The 18,774-nt window shown below is 41.6% G+C and carries 20 protein-coding genes and 1 tRNA gene; 5 read left to right on the forward strand and 16 right to left on the reverse strand.

Annotated elements, in window-relative coordinates; genetic code table 11:
* Nucleotides 1-879 precede the first annotated feature (879 nt).
* A complete protein-coding gene (locus tag QZV86_RS07925) occupies nucleotides 880-1,251 on the forward strand; it encodes a hypothetical protein (RefSeq protein ID WP_295625887.1) in 372 nt (123 codons plus the stop codon).
* A gap of 423 nt (nucleotides 1,252-1,674) precedes the next feature.
* On the opposite strand, the gene QZV86_RS07930 is transcribed toward QZV86_RS07925, so the two are convergent.
* The 6 genes from QZV86_RS07930 to QZV86_RS07955 form a co-directional block, all read right to left on the reverse strand.
* Nucleotides 1,675-2,547, reverse strand: a complete 873-nt coding sequence (locus QZV86_RS07930) for a DUF6602 domain-containing protein (protein ID WP_295625890.1) — start codon at nucleotides 2,545-2,547, stop codon at nucleotides 1,675-1,677.
* A 227-nt stretch (nucleotides 2,548-2,774) separates the two neighbouring features.
* Complete coding sequence (locus QZV86_RS07935; protein WP_295625893.1) at nucleotides 2,775-4,013, reverse strand: hypothetical protein; 1,239 nt, start codon at nucleotides 4,011-4,013, stop codon at nucleotides 2,775-2,777.
* Between the two features lie 225 nt (nucleotides 4,014-4,238).
* Nucleotides 4,239-4,655, reverse strand: coding sequence for a hypothetical protein (locus tag QZV86_RS07940; RefSeq protein ID WP_295625896.1), 417 nt, complete (start codon nucleotides 4,653-4,655; stop codon nucleotides 4,239-4,241).
* A gap of 305 nt (nucleotides 4,656-4,960) precedes the next feature.
* A complete protein-coding gene (locus QZV86_RS07945) occupies nucleotides 4,961-5,665 on the reverse strand; it encodes a surface-adhesin E family protein (protein WP_295625898.1) in 705 nt (234 codons plus the stop codon).
* 220 nt (nucleotides 5,666-5,885) lie between these two features.
* The gene (locus tag QZV86_RS07950) at nucleotides 5,886-6,887 is read right to left on the reverse strand and encodes a site-specific integrase (RefSeq protein ID WP_295625901.1); all 1,002 of its coding nucleotides are present in this window, start codon (nucleotides 6,885-6,887) and stop codon (nucleotides 5,886-5,888) included.
* A gap of 88 nt (nucleotides 6,888-6,975) precedes the next feature.
* Nucleotides 6,976-7,051: transfer RNA gene (locus tag QZV86_RS07955), tRNA-Arg, on the reverse strand.
* Between the two features lie 287 nt (nucleotides 7,052-7,338).
* Here QZV86_RS07955 and QZV86_RS07960 point away from each other — a divergent pair.
* From QZV86_RS07960 to QZV86_RS07970, 3 genes are all read left to right on the forward strand, one after another.
* On the forward strand, nucleotides 7,339-7,761 hold the full coding sequence (locus tag QZV86_RS07960; RefSeq protein ID WP_295625904.1) for a transcriptional repressor: 423 nt from the start codon (nucleotides 7,339-7,341) through the stop codon (nucleotides 7,759-7,761).
* A 2-nt stretch (nucleotides 7,762-7,763) separates the two neighbouring features.
* Nucleotides 7,764-8,087, forward strand: coding sequence for a hypothetical protein (locus QZV86_RS07965; protein WP_295625907.1), 324 nt, complete (start codon nucleotides 7,764-7,766; stop codon nucleotides 8,085-8,087).
* A gap of 178 nt (nucleotides 8,088-8,265) precedes the next feature.
* The gene (locus tag QZV86_RS07970) at nucleotides 8,266-10,293 is read left to right on the forward strand and encodes a TonB-dependent receptor (RefSeq protein ID WP_295625910.1); all 2,028 of its coding nucleotides are present in this window, start codon (nucleotides 8,266-8,268) and stop codon (nucleotides 10,291-10,293) included.
* An 87-nt stretch (nucleotides 10,294-10,380) separates the two neighbouring features.
* Here the strand turns inward: QZV86_RS07970 and QZV86_RS07975 are convergent, their stop codons facing one another.
* The gene (locus tag QZV86_RS07975; protein WP_295625913.1) at nucleotides 10,381-10,902 is read right to left on the reverse strand and encodes a cytochrome P460 family protein; all 522 of its coding nucleotides are present in this window, start codon (nucleotides 10,900-10,902) and stop codon (nucleotides 10,381-10,383) included.
* A 98-nt stretch (nucleotides 10,903-11,000) separates the two neighbouring features.
* Nucleotides 11,001-11,366, reverse strand: coding sequence for a DUF6164 family protein (locus QZV86_RS07980; RefSeq protein WP_295625915.1), 366 nt, complete (start codon nucleotides 11,364-11,366; stop codon nucleotides 11,001-11,003).
* A 138-nt stretch (nucleotides 11,367-11,504) separates the two neighbouring features.
* Between QZV86_RS07980 and QZV86_RS07985 the strand changes: the two genes are divergently transcribed.
* A complete protein-coding gene (locus QZV86_RS07985; RefSeq protein ID WP_295625918.1) occupies nucleotides 11,505-12,341 on the forward strand; it encodes an SDR family oxidoreductase in 837 nt (278 codons plus the stop codon).
* Here QZV86_RS07985 and QZV86_RS07990 read toward each other — a convergent pair.
* The 8 genes from QZV86_RS07990 to mnmG all read right to left on the reverse strand — a co-directional run bounded on the left by QZV86_RS07990 (nucleotide 12,324) and on the right by mnmG (nucleotide 18,637).
* Nucleotides 12,324-12,845, reverse strand: coding sequence for a hypothetical protein (locus tag QZV86_RS07990; RefSeq protein ID WP_295625921.1), 522 nt, complete (start codon nucleotides 12,843-12,845; stop codon nucleotides 12,324-12,326). The genes QZV86_RS07985 and QZV86_RS07990 overlap by 18 nt on opposite strands.
* 80 nt (nucleotides 12,846-12,925) lie before the next feature.
* Complete coding sequence (locus QZV86_RS07995) at nucleotides 12,926-13,114, reverse strand: DUF3460 family protein (RefSeq protein ID WP_295625924.1); 189 nt, start codon at nucleotides 13,112-13,114, stop codon at nucleotides 12,926-12,928.
* A gap of 64 nt (nucleotides 13,115-13,178) precedes the next feature.
* Nucleotides 13,179-14,156 carry an ADP-ribosylglycohydrolase family protein gene (locus tag QZV86_RS08000; RefSeq protein WP_295625927.1) on the reverse strand — a complete coding sequence of 326 codons (978 nt, stop codon included), beginning with the start codon at nucleotides 14,154-14,156 and terminating at the stop codon, nucleotides 13,179-13,181.
* 14 nt (nucleotides 14,157-14,170) lie between these two features.
* Complete coding sequence (locus QZV86_RS08005) at nucleotides 14,171-14,353, reverse strand: Trm112 family protein (protein WP_292918830.1); 183 nt, start codon at nucleotides 14,351-14,353, stop codon at nucleotides 14,171-14,173.
* A 21-nt stretch (nucleotides 14,354-14,374) separates the two neighbouring features.
* Nucleotides 14,375-15,214 (reverse strand): ParB/RepB/Spo0J family partition protein, encoded by an 840-nt coding sequence (locus QZV86_RS08010; protein ID WP_295625932.1) that lies wholly within the window; start codon nucleotides 15,212-15,214, stop codon nucleotides 14,375-14,377.
* Nucleotides 15,215-15,318: 104 nt separating this feature from the next.
* On the reverse strand, nucleotides 15,319-16,083 hold the full coding sequence (locus QZV86_RS08015) for a ParA family protein (protein ID WP_295625935.1): 765 nt from the start codon (nucleotides 16,081-16,083) through the stop codon (nucleotides 15,319-15,321).
* Complete coding sequence (rsmG, locus tag QZV86_RS08020) at nucleotides 16,080-16,757, reverse strand: 16S rRNA (guanine(527)-N(7))-methyltransferase RsmG (protein ID WP_295625938.1); 678 nt, start codon at nucleotides 16,755-16,757, stop codon at nucleotides 16,080-16,082. Before rsmG ends, QZV86_RS08015 begins: the two co-directional genes overlap by 4 nt.
* Nucleotides 16,754-18,637, reverse strand: coding sequence for a tRNA uridine-5-carboxymethylaminomethyl(34) synthesis enzyme MnmG (mnmG, locus tag QZV86_RS08025; protein ID WP_295625941.1), 1,884 nt, complete (start codon nucleotides 18,635-18,637; stop codon nucleotides 16,754-16,756). The genes rsmG and mnmG overlap by 4 nt, the downstream gene beginning before the upstream one ends.
* Nucleotides 18,638-18,774: the final 137 nt, after the last annotated feature.

Genomic DNA, 18,774 nt, shown 5'->3' on the forward strand with positions numbered 1-18,774 from the left:
CAATGAGTTCTACTTCGATAACCTGCCTGCAATGCAAAATACAGCGTAGGCATTACCACGAGATTTCCACTTAAGATATGGGAAAACTGTCCAATCAAGTGAGGCCACCTCTGTATTTCGTTTTAGTTCCTTGTTGCTCTGGTAATTCTGGAGCATCATCAGAAGTCTCTGTGATAGGATAAGAATCAGCCATACAAAACAGCTAAATAGGAATCACGTAATTAGTATGACTAATTAGTAGCAAGAATTATTAACTTTCGGTAATGTAATGTTCTAGCTAAAGACAGTAGCTACGAAGTTTTAAAAATCATTTGGGTATAAAGGTATAGGAAATATCCATCTTTATTTAGCTGAAATGTATAGAGAATCTCTTACATTGTCAAACACACTGAGACTTGTTTGTGGAGATTAAACATAAAATAAAGCCTCATTTTTATTGCTTGCTATTTCTTTATAGAGTGGCACCAGCGTGGCACTGATTTCCAATAAAAATTTTCACGTTATTTAACATACTGATCTTATGGTACCCTGAACACGAATCGAACGTGCGACCTACCCCTTAGGAGACGGATACTAATTTATCTTTTGCAGGGCTTTTCTTTCAAAAATATCTGTTACGTCAATTGGTTAATAGGAATTAAACTTTAGCATAAAATAAGTATATTGCAAATTAATTGTGACGAAATTGTGACGAAAATTAGCAGCAAGATAAAGCATGCAACTTACTTTTTCTTATTAATGTCATTCATGGATTTTCAAAATTGATCTTAAATATGGAACCGTATAGTTTTATCTTTTAGATCAAGTTTTTTGCAGTCGTTCCGATGATGATTGCTCCTTACCCTTAATCAAGTAAGAGTACAACAACTCGGAGAAAGTATGAATAAAGTGATTGCTGCAATTGCGGCCTTGAGTATTTTGATTTCAGGATGTTCAACGTTTGCTCCAAAAACGCAGACTGTTAGTGCTGTTTGTTCAGAACCTGATGCAGCTCTTCAAATTAATGGGCAAATGTTCCAAGGTAGAGCACAGGTTGAAGCTAAGAAAAACAAAACTGTTTCAATTATGTGTACGAAGGTAGGCTATTTTCCTGCACAGAAGACAATAGATTATTCTTTAAGCGGAACAGGAGTCGCGGATGCAATTGGCACCGCACTTCTTTTGCTACCGGGCATTGGACTATTCACAGCTGGAGCATGGAAGCTTGACGAAACTGATGTAAGTTTACCCATGATAAAAAGTGAAAAATAACGCAACCAACAATGCCGAACATGTGGTGGGGTATTCTGAGGCTTAGTGCTGTAAATAACTCACCCTGACACTCCTTCAATCCTATAAGGGGGGTAGCAGGGGGCATACCCCTTACTTATTAAGTATGCAATGAGGGAAAATAATTTCTCAAAGAAATGTGGAAGGGTTATTACTTTATAACCAATTTATCACTATCAAAGTAAATAATTTGATCACTTACATTTAGGTCGGTCATTAATTAAGTGATACCTTAGCATTCTGAAATACATAAATCGGGGCTAATTCCTTGCATTACTAAATACTAATAGTACCAATACTAATACAGATAAAAATTTTTACGCAAGCTTGGATTAAGCAGTATATAAAAAGAAAAAATAATCACCTCAAGAGCTATTTACCAAACAAAGTGTTTTCTGATAGAAATTAATTTTGCTCTTTTTCAAAATTAAAATATTGATCATTTTTGAGTTGAGTCATTGGAACACCTATTATTTTTGCAATCCATGTTCTGAAATGCCTAATTGCTAGATTGTAAATATCCCCACTCTCTTTTCCATCAAAACCGCCATAGCTAAGAAAAGATTCATGATTATTATGAACTCTAGAAACATTAGGTGCTGACCAAATTTCTTTAGTTTTATTATCTTTTATTACATGAATAGCATAAAATGGAGCCAATGGAGACCAAATTAGATCAATAAACTCAAATACTTCAGGTTGTATTTTTCCCTCTAAATAAGCTTTATCAAAAATTTCATAATCAGCGTCCAATCCAATAATCGCAAAAAAGGGAGTGTAAGTAGAACCAGTTAGAACATAACTTAATGTATTCGTCTCTATAGCCCGAGATTTAGATTTTTTACCACCATCATACTCATCGAAAACTTTTTTAGTAATTTTCAAATGTTCAACTGCCGATAGTAAAGAACGAGTACTTAATGTTCGTTTTACTTCAATTACCCCACATACTGCTTCTGCGGCAACTACTTCAATATCACTTATTCCAAATTTATATAAAGAAGGAATTCGTTCATCAACAATAATAATATCGTGTTGGATAAGGTTCTCTGAATGATGATAAGTTTGCGGAGTTGCGATATATCCACTACAAATTCGATAGCCTCCTGGAATATTTTTTTGAAGAATTCCTTTAATATAATTTTCAATCATAGCACCAGATGATTTCAACTCACCACTAAAACCATTTTTTTTACTTTGCAGAAGCAAGGAAGATTGGTGTTGTATTAATGCTATTTCGGCCTCATTTGCCAAATGAATACTATCAGTTCTTTTCATAAACTATTGAAAAGAAAACGCAAAAATTGATTTAAAACAACAATAAAGTGATTCAAATTTTCCCAATATTGAATGAAATTATCCTAGTTTGAAATAACAAGTTAACTATATTTTACTCATTCTTATAAAGATAAGCTCTTAGTAATGGAGGAGGACACAAAGAATCCTCCTCTTCTTAGAATAGGAAATAATATAAGTATATATACGATAAGAATAAAGTTATTAAGTTATTTTATTAATGGTTTGAAAGTAAACTTATCTTGAAAGACAAATTCCATTATTTGTCTTAGTTCTAATTCATATTTCTTAGCAACAATAAAACTATCATGAATGGAAAGGCACACAATGCCTTTCCTAGTTAAGGTATTAATAATATTCTCAGCTAACCAAGAATCTAAGTGCTGTAGATGCAATCCAAAACCAGGGTTATAAAAAGAATTAATTATTGCTTTATGTTTATTTTCTATCTGCCGTAGCAGAGATTCAGCATTCTTAATATGAAACTCACTTCTTATAGTATCAATAGCATGTTTCCTTGACTTGCAATTGAATAAAATTAGAAATGCTTTCTTTACTTCTTTGCGATCGCATCCTTCAATAGTATATGAATCTTCTGGTGCTTCTAAACCATGCAATGAATAGGTAATGGTGGGGTGAAGAGCTGAAAAATCTAATTCACAAACTTCCTCAAAATTAAGACGTAGCTTTAATCTATCTACCTTCGGCATATTCATCCAGAAGCCATAGTAAAAACGACCTCCGCCACCTTCGCCATTAAATATTCTTTTCACTGTAATATTTGTTGGGTCATATTTATAACGAAGATCAATACCATCTGTACCAATATCTGTTGTTCTTAGAAGCTGATTATAGGTTTTCAGGTCTTCACGCATTTGATTAGTGAATATATCGTCTACATAATCAATAGCCTTACCTTTTTCATCTTTCTTGATAATAATTTCTTCGTCTGGAGCTTCGGGGTCACGATCTATTTTTTTTATATCGAATTCAAGAAGGCTGAGAAGCTTAGAAGTAGCTTTAATGCGAGTTTGGCGACTTTTTCCATTCGGATTGTGATAATACTTAGAATCAGCAACATATTCTAACAAAATAAGATCATTTAAAACCCCCTTAAGCAAATCATATTTAAGGAATATTTTTCTATATCGAGTGTCTTTGGAATAATCATTATTATTAAGACTAACTCTTCTCCAGGGAGATTCGGAGTAATTTGCTGCTATCCATAAATCCAGAATGATAACGTCAAGATGTTTTTTGACTCGATCAGCTTTTCTTATTTGTCTTTTCTGTGTTTCTCTTAATTGCACCAACTCGGAATAAATTCCAGATAATTGGGCATTCATTGGAGGGTAATCGGTTTTTCTGTGAACTTGAAGTTGAATAGCTTTTTCTAAAGCTTCTTTTAATCTTTGTTTTTCATCAATATTGTCATTTAGGAGATTCAAGTTGAAGAGATTCAGTGAGGAGATTGATATTAACCTTGGCTAATAGTATTTTACATTGATTAGAGTGATTGTTCTATTATCAAAAGGCTTCAGGATGCATTGTGTTGCATTATTATTGCGCTGGACATACATTACATTAAATTAATAAAATAACCTCTTAAATACAATTCTAGTTGTTTTAGGAATTTAATAAATAATTCGAAGTTTTTCTATCAATATTAAACTCTAATTGAACCATTCAAGCTCCCATAATGGTGTTTCTTGCGTAACAAGTGAATAAGCACCCACAGGAGCTGTAATAAACCATGAGATAGGTAATAACCCAATGAAAAACATTGTAAAGCTTTTTATTTGTATTGCCATCCATAGCCAATAAATACCACCTACAGATAGAAGTGTGCCAATACTATAAGTTATTATATAAAAACTCATAATAAAAATAACTTTAAAGCCAGAACCAATATCTGCAAGCGGATTATCATTATCTTTTTTCATAAAAGCCAGTAGTAAAAGAGATGCAATAATTGCTATAAATTTTCTTATAATGCCAAAAAACAAAATAGCCCAAATTAAATATCCAATAAACCAATATATACAATAGCTTGGGTTAACTCGCTTTATTAACCAAACAAACTGAACCAATAATCGTGATCGTAAATAACGAGAAGGTAAATAAAGTAATAAGCTCTTCTCTTTCCATGGGGCAGTAATTCAAATTAATATCAATAACATAATATGATATTGCCCTGTAATTATGATTATTGAAAATTCAATTCTTGTTAATTCCTTAATATTCTGTTTTATATAAAAATTCTATGTGTTCGCCAAGATAATAAATTAATCTATTACTTATAATGAAGAGATTTATTAATAAGTAATTTATGTAATAGATATCAATGACATAAATTCTACATTTTCTTTTAAGAAGGACAATTTGGAACCATAAGCTAATCACATACTATGGCTAGCAAAAATTTATGAGGGTCAATTTCAGCTTGCTCCCAATCGAATATTGGAGCTCCTAATGCACTTGATACGACATCACCTAAAGCATTAAAATCTGAGTGAGTAGTCTGTCCTATAGTTCGGTGTCTTGAACTTAGACAATCATATTCGTGAAGATGCTTTGCTGATCGTGCGCCCGTTTGATCTTTCTGAACGAAGTTAATTAAAGTCCAAAACATGACAAATTGAACATTCTTCCGAATTGTAGATGGATCATAATAGAAATCTCTGACGTTAGAATTGTCAGCGATTTCTATTTTTTGCCATTCTCCATTACAAACCAGTGAATAAACAATACTCATATTATTGTGATCTTGTAACCGAAAATATAGCCATTTATTTAAGTCGTTATTTTTGTAAATAATATTTCCTAAACCCATTCGATTTGAGAAAAAATCCTCAGAAATTAGTCTTCTTCTGCTTTCCTTGCAGTCATATTCATACAGCGACTTAATAGATGTAATAGATGGTAATTTCTCATCATTAACGTTGTCGATCAACTGCCATACCCTAGCGAAATGCTCGTTTTTCTTAATAGACATTAAATCGACATACATTGTTTTATTTTCAATATTGCCTGTTCTTGACCACTCAGCCCATGCAGGATTTAAAGAAAATATCAAAAAGAAAAATAATAAATTTTTCATATTGTCATTCTTCTGTTATGTGTGGCTATCATTCATTAAAAATTTGATACGAAGTATCACTATACTATACAAACCTCTTCTATGTTGTTTCCCAATATTTACTAATAAACCGATTTATATGAGTATACTTACGCTGAAATAGCGCACGAACATTTTAGATAAGCCATCCATTGATAATAATCAGATTTTTTATTTAATTTAAATGACCGACTTCTCAAATTTAACCCTGTGCATTCAGCTTATTCACAATATCTTCAGTTTTTAAATGAGTATATCTTTTCAACTGCTGAAGTGTTTTGTGTCCGCTGATATGCGCTGTTTCCATTATGTTAAAACCCTGTTCAAAAAATCTTGAACAGGCTTCATGTCTTAAATCATGAAATCTTAAGTTATGAATTTCAGCTTTATTCAGCATTCTTCGCCATGTATATTCAAAGCTATCCGGTTGTTTCCATGTCCAGAATACTCTTGAATCATTGATTTTTCTTGGAATAGCTTGCAGTGATTCGATTACTTTTTTAGACAATGGCACTGTTCTTGATTCACCATTCTTAGTTATTGGTAGGAAAGCGGTTTGCTTTCCTAAATCGATATTATTCCAATCAAGTGAGAGTAGCTCACCGAGCCGCATTCCTGTTTCAAGTGCTAATGTGATGATTGGGACTAATAGTGGGGATTTACTATTTTTAGCAGCTTGCAAAAGAATTAGTTCTTCATCATCAATCAGCCGTCTATCACGGCCTTTAGCTTGTTTAGGTTTTCTAACTAATGTAGCAACATTGAATACGAGCGGAATGCCCCAGTCTTTGATAGATATGTCCAATAGATGAGACATTGATCCTATTTCTTTAATGACTGTTGATCCTTGTTTACCTTCAGCTAGTCTTTTGTCTCTATAAATGGCTATATGTTTGCTTTTAAGTTGACTTGCTTTGTAATGACCATAATATTTTTTTAAAAATAGCATTCGTTGTCTGTCATTCTTTGCAGATTTTTTTAATGGAGTTACTTCTTGAATATATCTGTCGATTAATTCCCCAATAGTGGTTTTATCAGCTTCAGTTCTATCTATGAAAACACCGCGATCTATTTCAGATTCGATGAGTCTTGCCCATTTTAGAGCCTCTGCTTTGGTTTTACAGGTTTTAGTAATTGCTGGGATTCCAATCTTTCTTATTTGTACTTTGAATGTGTCTGATTGGGTTTTTGTGATTGTTGCCATGGTCGCCTCTCTTCACATAAACTGTGACGAAATTGTGACGAATAGACATTCAGTGGATAGAAAAGCGGAGCTAAGTTCATGATTTTATTGGTACCCTGAACACGAATCGAACGTGCGACCTACCCCTTAGGAGGGGGTTGCTCTATCCACTGAGCTACCAGGGCGAAGTTAGCATTTTACGCTAATATTACGCCATGAATAGACCGTATAAATTTAATTGCGCCTAGCAAGGCCGTCGAAAAAACTATCTGCATTGCTGCTGCGGTGTTTAAAACAGGTTCGAAATACTCATTTATTGTGCTTAAGCCGAGTATTTTGTTCTGAGCATTGTTATTTACAAACAGTAGATGACAGAGTTTATTGCGACGTATTCTTGCAAAAACAAATTGCTTATTGCATCTGAAAAATCATTTCATTATAATAAGTGCAACATTGTTGCATTTATATCGATATGCTGAATAAGTTTTACCATACCGCTGAAGACATGATCCGACACCACGGTGGGCGTGCGACAGCGGGTCGTATTGGAATACTGGCTACTTTATTGACTGAGCAGCAAGCCATTACGCACCGTGAAATCGAACAGCGCCTTCCGCAATCACTGCAATTGGATCGGGTGACTTTATATCGCACGCTGGAATGGCTGGTTGAAAATGGTCTTATCCACAAAATAACCAGCGACGACCGGGTGTGGCGTTATAACGCCAATCTCGAACCACAATCACATCAGCATGCACATTTCAAATGCACCGGTTGCGCACAGGTGATTTGCCTGGATAGTCTGCCAATTGAACAAAACTGGCCATTACCGACCGGCTATCGCTTCCAGGAAATTGAATTAACGGTCAAAGGCCTTTGCGCCAATTGCTGTTAACGATGATACGCAAAAGCTTATTTCTAATCCTTACACTGGCAGTATTATCTGTGCCGGTGTTTTTGATGGCGCATGCTTTCACGCACTACGCACAAACCGATGTGCTCGATGTAAGTAACAGTGAAGATGACGCGGGTATTGACCTTGATGAAATCTGTTTGGATTGTCTTGCATTTACCGCAATCAGTCTTTTCTTGATTGCTTCAGGCTTGTTCCTGTGTATTTCAATTATTCGTCACTGCTTGCCACTATGGGCATTAAGGTGGCAGTCTGATAGCAGAACACCCTCCTATTGCTCACGCGCACCGCCACTTCATTTTTTCTGATTCTTAAACAATTAATCCTGCTTTGACTCAGCCATCCACAGTTTATTGACCGTTTGGATGCGGGTTAATTACGTGTGACCGGTCAGCATCATTGTTGCAACTCAGTTGCGGCACAAGCTCTTATTGAATAAGAGAAATGGCATGGATCACGCTGATCACAATGAACTAGATCATGAAAATGGCTATGCATACAATGCTATTTAAACAAGCGGCATTAATATTGATTGTATTCTCGCTGGATATACCGAATCTTTGCGCACAAAAAACTCAAAAAAATATCGAATTGCCCGGTGTCATGATAACCGCGCCGACGACAAGTTCGGCTGAATCAACCGGACTCAAGGCTGATACGATTATTCAAAGTGATCGTTTGCGTCAGAAACAAGAAACCAATCTGGGGGATACGCTTGCGCACGAACTTGGGGTTACTTCCAGCAGTTTTGGTCCGGGCGCTGGCCGCCCGATCATACGTGGGCAGGATGGTGAGCGTGTTCGTGTCATTGAAAATAGCATGGGTACGGGAGATGTTTCTGTCATCAGCCCAGATCATGCTGTCGCGACAGAAACCTTAAATGCTACACGCATTGAAATACTGCGGGGGCCATCGACATTGCTGTATGGCAGCGGCGTATCCGGCGGTGTTGTGAATGTGCTTAATGATCGTATTCCTGATCGGTTGTTTAAATCACCACAGGTCCATGTTGAAGGACGTTTCAATTCCGCCCTGGAAGAACGCAATGGCATGCTTACAGCATCAGGCAGCAAGGGCCAGATTTCGTGGAATGTTGAAGGCATGAAACGAAAAACCAATGATATTCATATTCCAGGACGGGCCAATCCGAACGATCCGGAAAGCGACATTGGATTTGTCAGAAACAGCGCGATTGATTCCAGCAATTTGTCGGCAGGCAGTGCTTATATTGGTGAACGAGGGTTTGTCGGTATGTCCATTTCAAGACTAGAAAATTTCTACGGTATCCCCGGCCCTGAAGGTGCAAAAATTGATATGGGCCAGACACGCTACGGTTTGGCTGGAGACCTGGATAATCCGCTAAAAGGGTTTGAGCAGTTGAGGATGCGCTTTAACTATAATGATTATCAGCATAAGGAGCTCGAGCAAAGCGGCGAAGTCGGCAGTCGTTTTAAAAATGATGAATTAGAAGGCCGCGCCGAATTAACGCATGCGCCAATTGCACAATGGCATGGCATTATGGGGGTGCAGCTGCAGCACCGTAATTTTACCGCAAAAGGCGAAGAAGCCTTCGTGCCAACCAGTCTGTCGCAATCTGCCGGCATCTTCATGGTTGAAAAACGCAACTGGCAGCAATGGCAATTTGAAATCGGTGGACGGTTTGAACACTCGATACATAATCCGCGCGCAGTAATGCTGCAGACACGTAATTTCAATTTATATAGCGTATCGGCAGGCGCTGCCTGGAGATTTGTCGACGGCTATCAGCTCGACCTGACCGCAACGCGCGGACAACGTGCACCGAATACCGTAGCACTATTTGCCGATGGCATACACGTTGCGACCAACACGTTTGAACAAGGCAATTCAGCCTTAAGCAAAGAAACATCCAATAATTTAGATCTGTCTTTACAAAAAACCACAGGAAGAATTACTGGAAGAGTGAATTTGTTTTATAACCATATCAACGATTATATTTTTCAGCAAAGCCGTGACAGTAATAACGATGGAATTGCTGATCGAATCAATGATGAGGGCATACTGGAAATCAATGCTCCTTTCTTAGTGCAGGATTTTTCTCAAACCCGAGCAAGATTCTATGGTTTGGAAGCTGAAGCCAACATCGCGCTACTACCGGATACCCTGAATCTGCGGCTATTTACCGATATCGTTTATGGCAAGCTAAAAGACAATGGCAATATCCCACGTATCACGCCACAGCGTTTCGGTTTTGATCTGAACCTTACCCAGCATAAGTGGCGGGGTAACTTCAATCTAACCCGCGTCGTTCATCAGGATCGAATCGCCGTGCTGGAAACTGAAACACCTGGTTATACTTTGATGAACGCAGAAATCGGTTACCACATGAGGCTGACTCAGTCCGTGAATTACATGCTGTTTCTGCAAGGCAGAAATCTACTGGATAGCGATATCCGCATGCATACTTCTTTCCTGAAAGACACAGCCCCCATGGCTGGGCGAGCAATTATAGGCGGAATTAGAGGTGTTTTCTAAAAGTTAACACAGCATAATGCTGCAAACTGCACAACTAATCGGATGATCGCAACGCCCACAATCATCCGATCAATGAGTTGGAATCGATTATTTTTTCACGAAATCAACCAATTTTTGATATGTAAACAGAAAATCCTGCGCTTGCAGCGGGTTGTGGCATTGCGCACAAGTCAGGTCGTTGCTTTTCACGCTGCCATCGGAATTGTAAAGTGCGAATCCCCAATCGCCAGAGCGATTTTCTTTGGGGAAAGCTGCATCCCAATCACTTTTGTTTTCCATAACGCCAATCGCGGCCAGTGAGTCGATTTCGAAGATGCCATCGCTACCGGGAATCGGTTTCCCTGCTGCGTCTGTCTTTGGCGTATAGATTTCCATGACTACAACAGCGCCAGAACCCCCTGGTTTTCCCTGCTTGTAGTTGGAAACTGCTGTTTCATTGGCATATAACTTGGCCACTTGCGTTTGATTTGCACGGTTTATGGTGGCGTATTGGGTGAAGGCTTTAGCATAGTCTTCAGGAAATTTAACGTGCTCAGGATCTCCGCCAGCGTGAGCAAGCAATGGGGTGATGGCCAAAACTGCGATAATTGCTTTGAATGTATTTTTCATGTTTCTTCTCCTTGATAGATATTGCGGAATAAAACGGGGTTGAGATAGTTATGATACCCCATTCAGTAGTGAATATTGATAACTTGATAATTGTTCTACTACGGTGCCAGGTCTAGAATCAGCCTGATCGATAAATAAATAACCAGCAAAGCCAGTGCCAGGTGGGTCGCAAAACTGACCGGTTTTTGTATAATTGCATCCCAAAAGGTTCGATTTTTTCCTTCTCGTTTCAGACGGTCGTATTCTTCGCGCATTCTCACTGTGCGTTCGTTCTGATAGGTATCCAGCAATGCGCGCGCTTTTTCGAACTGACTGTCATCATTGAGCCAGATTGCAGGCATCGATACCCCCCAGTTTCCCGGGGCAGTTTCATAGTAATCAATTGCATTGTTGGTCAGCAACTCGCGCACTTCATACGCTTCATCATCGGGTACGCCATTAAGCCTGAATAAAATTTTTGCCATGCTGATTCTTGAGTTATGTTATTTTCATCGAAAAAAGCCTTGCGACAGAGATTGATGCTATCTTTGCATTGAATCCATTGTCAAGCTATGAATAATCATCACTAAGAAAATTACAATTTTGCAGGTTAAATTGCGTCCATGAATAAAACTATATTAATTACAGGTTGCTCCAGCGGAATCGGCTATTGCGTTGCCAAAGCATTGCAGCAGCGAGGTTATCGCGTATTTGCGACAGCTCGACGGCGAGACAGTGTTGCAGCGCTGCTGGAGGAAGGCTTTGAGAGTTTTCGCCTGGATTTGAATGATTCAAACTCAATTCAGTTTGCCTTTGAAGAGGTTTTACGCCGCACTGATGGCGAGCTCTATGCGCTATTCAATAATGGCGCCTATGGATTACCGGGTGCGGTGGAAGATCTGAATCGCGATGCTTTGCGCGCGCAATTCGAAACCAATGTGTTTGGCTGGCAAGAATTGACCAATCTGGCAATACCGGTTATGCGCCAACAAGGTTATGGTCGAATTATTCAAAACAGTTCAGTGCTGGGCTTTGTTGCATTGCCTTTCCGCGGAGCTTACAACGCTTCCAAATACGCCATAGAAGGACTCAGCGACACCTTACGACTGGAATTGAAAGGCAGCAACATCTATGTCAGTCTGATCGAACCAGGGCCGATTGCCAGCAAGTTTCGTATCAACGCAGTCAAAGCATTGGAAAAATATATCGACATCGACAACAGCTTTCATCGTGAAAAATACCAAGGCGTATTGGGACGCCTGAATAAACCAGGGCCCGCGGTTCCTTTTACATTACCACCTGAAGCTGTGCTGAAACGTGTAATCCATGCACTCGAAACCACCAAACCGCAACCACGCTATTATGTGACCTTCCCAACCTATTTATTTGGCATTCTCAAACGTGTGCTAAGCACACGTGTACTCGATAGGTTACTGGCAAAATCAGGGAATAATAACTGATTGATTAGAAGGGTGGAAATTAAGATCTGTTGCTACGCATGACTGTAATATTTTCCAGGCAACATTACCGATGAAAGCGTCTCCTCTTAAAGAAGCTTGGACTATGCGACTATCGATTTTCTTCAGTAGCAAAGCGAAGGCGTAAGCTGCTTTGTCGTTGTCTCTGCGCTGTGTGAATGACTGAATCTGCGGCTCAGTATGGGCATAAATAAAAATGGCATCAGGATTCGAAGGCGCGTAGGTTGCAACAGCATTTTGCTGGTATCGAGTATCGTACGCATGAATTTCTGATGCTTCAATATCTGGATATTGTCGACTTCTAAATTGTAGTGGATGCAAGAATGATCTGCCGTCGGATTGCAGTTTATGGATAACGCAACTTGCAAGCATCGCATGCTCTCCGGTCAATTGTTCTTCGAACTGCTCAGGCTTAATCTTTGAATCGTCAAAATTGACGCATGCTGGAATGAAGCATAAGGCTAAACCAACCAGCGCTATCTTCATCCCTAATTCGCTTGGAGAAGCCCGGGCACAATCACCTGTGCGAGCAGATTAACGATGACAAAACATTTTTCAACAGCCAGCTAACCATTAAAATAAACATAGGGTTTCATTGGAATTTCGGATTCTTCGAAGCGTTTGCGTTCCTGCAGATTTTGTTTTTTGTCCCACCACATATTGCGTGCTTCCACACGTTTTTCTTTAACTTCTGGATTCTTCTCCAGATATTCGCGCATGAATTTAGTGTGATCAGATTCGTAATTATAATCCATGATTAACCTCTTACCTTGTTATTGTGTTGTAGCAAAAATGGCACTTTAGCATAGCTCAGGATTTCTATACAGTTCTCAGACGCCCGCATGCATCTGTCGCAGCCACCAGTTTATTGTAGCGTGCCGCCCATTCGAGTGGAATTGAAGCGAATTGTTCAGTTTGCTGCACGGTATAAGCCGCCATGATGGCGCCAAGCATAATGGCACGGCCACAACTATCACCACCGATGCGAATATTTTCTTCAACCGCCGTGCGGTAGTCCGGTGCACATCGGACAATATGTGCAATCACAGGCACACCCTCCAGAACGTGACAGGCTGTGCCAAAGCGTTTGGCGGTCGTGGCGCTATCAAGCAAGCTCGTTTGCAGCGCTTGTTCCACTAAAAGGGCCAGCTTCTCACCTGCATTCGGCAATGCGCCGATGAGCGCTTCAACAATCGACTTTCCATCCAAAACGTTCAGCAAAACACAACCCACATACTGCGCCGCCGCAACTGCCGTGTCATTATGATTAGTCAAACGCACAACCTGTTCGATTTGAGTCATCAGCGCTGCTTGTGATCCGATATGAGTTGCTACCACAACGGGTATTGCGGCCAATGCAGCAAACTGATCGTCATCGGCGCCGGAGTGTTCCGGGAATTCTTCCGGTTTGAGCGCTAACAGCGTCTGTAGTGTTTGGCGTGTCGGCGAATCGACATAACCGGCATAAGCACCACCGGGCCCCAAATAACTACGATATTCAGTCTGGTACGGCACTCGATCAAACTGGCCATGCTGGGCAAAGTGCCGTAGCATCAGCAGACACAGCTCACCATATGCGGATGAATCGCCTGCCGCTTTATCACCATGTGCAAAGTAACCGCTCACACCTGCATAATCATTTGCATCAGGCTGCAAAAAAACTAAACCTTTGGTTTTCTCGATCTGAGCAATGCGCTCGGAATCATAGAGCCAATGCAAACCCAGCGAGGCTGAATCAGCTATCAACGCACCCAGAATAGCCGCCGCACGAGATTCCAGTTTAATATTCAAATTCATAGCGTGGGTTAATGTTATTTAATTTCAACTTCATCGGATATTCTACGCGCCTCGTCTTCCAACATAACAGGAATACCGTCTTTAATCGCAAACGCCAGCCGGTCGGGCTTGCAAATTAATTCCTGATCATCCTTTTTGTAAATAAGCGGCCCTTTACAGAGCGGACATACCAGAATATCGAGCAATCTTGAGTCCATAACTTTCCTTATTTTAATTTTCTAGAATTTGCTGAGAATATCATCCAATTGATCCAAACTGGTATAGTGGATCACGATATTACCCTGACCATTTTTCTGCGGCTTAATCGCCACTTGCGCACCCAGGCGTTCAGAAACATCTTCTTGCAACCGCAAAAGATCCCGATCGGGCTTTTGCACCTTTTTAGGTACCGGATGCTCGATCTGATTCACCAGCCTTTCTGTTTCACGCACCGATAATTGTTTCTGCGCGATGACGTTGGCAAGTTTGATTTGCTGTGCCGGTACCAGCGATAACAAGGCGCGGCCATGACCCATATCAATCTTGCCCTGCATCATTAATTCCTGAACCGGTGCTGACAGATTGAGCAAACGCAACAAATTGGAAATAGTGCTACGCGAATTGCCAAGCGCTTCTCCAGCCGTCTGGTGCGTCATGCCGAACTCATTGATCAGACGTTGAATACCCATTGCTTCTTCCAGCGGATTCAAATTTTCGCGTTGTATGTTTTCAATCAACGACATCGCCAGCGCTGATTCATCGGCAACCTTGCGGATCAATGCGGGCACTTCATTGAGTCCCGCCAATTGCGCAGCGCGCCAGCGGCGCTCGCCAGCAATAATTTCATAACGACCCTCGTCGACTGGTCGCACCAGAATCGGTTGCATGATGCCTTGCGCTTTGATCGATTCGGCCAGCTCCGTTAACGCCACCGGATCCATATTGGTTCTGGGCTGGTATTTACCGGGCTGTAATTTAGATGTTTCGATGCTCTGCAACGATTCTTCCATCTGCGCGACGTCTGCGCTGCCTGATAATAAAGCATCCAGCCCACGTCCCAATCCTTTCTGTTTTATCATTTCATGGATTCCTCAATTTTTTATTAGCGTGGACATTTCTAAAGAATTCAAAGTTTTGATCAAGACGAGACGCGCGACGAAGCATTGTAACGAAATTTAAATTGTTAGAGATGCCCTGCGAGTATCTCTTTTGCAAGCTCAAGATAAGCCTGCGCCCCTTTGGATTGCTCGTCGTGATACAACACTGGCAAGCCAAAGCCGGGCGCTTCAGCCAAGCGCACATTGCGTGGAATCACGGTGCGATAAACTTTTTCGCCGAAATGTTTTTGTAATTGATCAGAAACCTGCTGTGCCAGAATATTGCGCGGATCAAACATAGTGCGCAGCAAACCTTCGATGCGCAAGTTCGAGTTAAAACTATTGCGCACGCGCTTGATGGTATTAACCAGATCGCTTAACCCCTCTAGCGCGTAATATTCGCATTGCATTGGAATCATGACTGCGTGCGCAGCACATAACCCATTCAATGTAAGCAGGTTCAGCGCAGGCGGGCAGTCGATTAAAATATAATCGTAGTCGCTTGCAATGACTTCCAGTGCGATTTTCAGTCGTGCTTCGCGCTGGGAAAACGCCACCATTTCCACTTCCGCCCCGGCCAGATCTCGATTGGCCGGAATCAAGTCGTATTTCCCCTGCGGGCTGCTCACCCGAACATGCTGTATTTCTGCATTGTCCATCAGTATATGATAGACCGTGGTTATGACCTTTTGCTTGTTGATCCCGCTCCCCATTGTGGCATTGGCTTGCGGGTCGAGATCGACCAATAAAACGCGTTTCCCGGATGCCGCCAAACTTGCCGCTAGGTTCACGCTAGTGGTGGTTTTTCCGACACCGCCTTTTTGATTGGTAATGGCGAGTATTTTGGTCACGGTATTGACTCCTTATGGCTTGCGGTCAAATCAAGATCACACTTTATAATGACCAATTGCCGCGCTGCTTTCAATCCGGGCACGTTCAGCGTTACGATATTTTCGATCACAAATGGCTCGCGAATTTGCTTGCGTTCCTGCTCTGAACAAAGTGCTTTCATCGCCACCCAGCGACAATCCATATTTTGTGTGTTAGCCCATTGTCGGGTTAACGCGACAAATTCTCCTAGTTCTGAAAAAGCGCGCGAGATAATGGTATTAACGCTTTTACCTACAACGATATGCTCAATGCGTTGCGCCATAATTTCAACGTTCTTCAACCCCAATTCGATTTTTACTTGCTGTAAAAAAGCGATTTTCTTTTGATTGCTTTCCACTAAAGTCACTTGCCAATCAGGTTTTGCCAGTGCAATCGGTATTCCCGGCAGTCCTGCCCCTGTGCCAACGTCGATAATGTGCGCACCCTGAATATGCGGCAGCACCACAAGACTATCCATCACATGTTGTGTTAGCATCTCTTGCGGATTGCGGATCGCCGTCAAGTTATGAACTTTATTCCACCTTTCAATCAGCGCTATGTAGCGTTCAATACTTTTAGCAAATTGCTCTTCCGGTGCGGTAACAACAAAATCCAGCGCTCGCAAAGTTTGCGTAATCTGCGGGAACAGACTCATTCATTGACCGCAAATCCGCGTTTCAAATGCACTAGCAACAGCGAGATCGCTGCCGGCGTGACTCCGGAAATCCGCGACGCTTGACCTATGGTCTCCGGCTTGTGCTGATTCAATTTTTGCTGTACTTCGTTCGACAGTCCTTTCACTGCGCAATAATCAATATCCTTCGGCAGCAAAGTATTTTCATATTGCGCTTGTCGGGAAACTTCTTCCTGTTGACGCTGGATATAACCGTGATACTTGGCTTGAATCTCAACTTGTTCGGCTACTTGCGCATTCACCACTGGCTTGCCCGCACCAGACAAAGTCATCAGTGAGTCATAGGTAACATTGGGGCGCTTGAGTAATTCAGTTAATGTATATTCGCGCTCGATGCTTTTACCGAGCACACGAATGGCATCTTGTTCCGGCAATGTTCCCGGCAGCACGCGAATCGAATCAAGTCGATGTTGCTCTTTTTCAATTGCCTCCTGTTTTGCGCTAAATGCCGCCCAGCGCTTATCGTCGATCAATCCTAGCTTTCTGCCAGTTTCAGTCAACCGTAAGTCAGCGTTGTCTTCGCGCAATTGCAACCGATATTCCGCGCGACTGGTAAACATCCGGTACGGCTCGGTCACGCCGGAAGTGACCAAATCGTCGACCAGCACACCCAGGTAAGCTTCATTACGTTGTGGCAACCAAGCATCACGCGCCTGAATTTTTAGTGTGGCATTAACTCCGGCCAACAATCCTTGCGCCGCAGCTTCCTCATAGCCTGTGGTGCCATTGATCTGCCCGGCAAAAAACAAATTCTCGATGGTTTTGGTTTCTAGTGAGCGCTTCAGATTGCGCGGATCGAAGTAATCGTATTCGATGGCATATCCTGGTCGCGTGATATGCGCATTTTCCAGACCCGAGATCGAATGAACCAGCTTGACCTGCACATCAAAAGACAAACTGGTTGAAATGCCATTGGGATAGATTTCATGCGTGTTCAAACCTTCCGGTTCAAGGAAAATCTGATGCGATTCGCGGGCGGAAAAACGTACTACTTTATCTTCGATCGACGGGCAATAGCGTGGCCCGACACCTTCGATTTTTCCGGAAAACAAGGGTGAATCAGCCAAGCCATTGTGGATAATATTGTGTGTCGCATCATTGGTATGCGTGATCCAACAGGAAATCTGGCGCGGATGCTGAATATTAGTATCAACCAACGAAAACGACGGAGTCGGACAATCGCCCGGCTGTTCAAGCAGTTTGGCATAATCCATCGTACGGCCATCGATACGCGGTGGCGTACCGGTTTTCAATCGCCCCGCCGGAAACTCCATTTCACGCAACCGCTGCGCCAGTGTCAGCGACGGCGGATCACCGGCACGGCCAGCTTTAAAATGAGTCTTTCCGATATGCGCAAGCCCGGCGAGGAATGTACCTACTGTCAGAATCACCGCACGCGCATGAATTTTAATCTGAAGCTGCGTAACCACGCCAATCACACGATCCTGCTCGACAATCAAATCATCCACTGCCTGCTGCATCACCCGCAGGTTTTGCTGATTCTCAACGCGGCTGCGGATCGCTTGCTTATACAGAACACGATCGGCCTGCGCACGCGTTGCCCTGACCGCCGGACCTTTACTCGAATTCAACATGCGGAACTGAATTCCCGCCTCATCTGCCGCCACGCCCATCGCACCGCCCAGAGCATCGATTTCCTTGACTAAATGACTCTTCCCAATGCCACCAATCGACGGATTGCACGACATCTGACCAATCGTTTCGATATTATGCGTCAGCAACAACGTCTGGCAACCCATACGTGCAGCCGCCAACGCAGCCTCCGTTCCGGCATGGCCGCCGCCCACAACGATAATGTCAAAATCCACGTGATTGCTCATGATGTTAAGTTATCGATAATCTTGGTGATGCGAGAGAATTTTTAATAGATTGGTTTCACGTGAAACCTTTTTGCATTGTAAGCTAAAAAGGTGGAATTTTTAGCGCAATTATAGATAGGGCAGAATAATGATGGCAA

Origin of the sequence: uncultured Nitrosomonas sp., assembly GCF_902826915.1 — a bacterium.
Classification (GTDB): Bacteria; Pseudomonadota; Gammaproteobacteria; order Burkholderiales; family Nitrosomonadaceae; genus Nitrosomonas.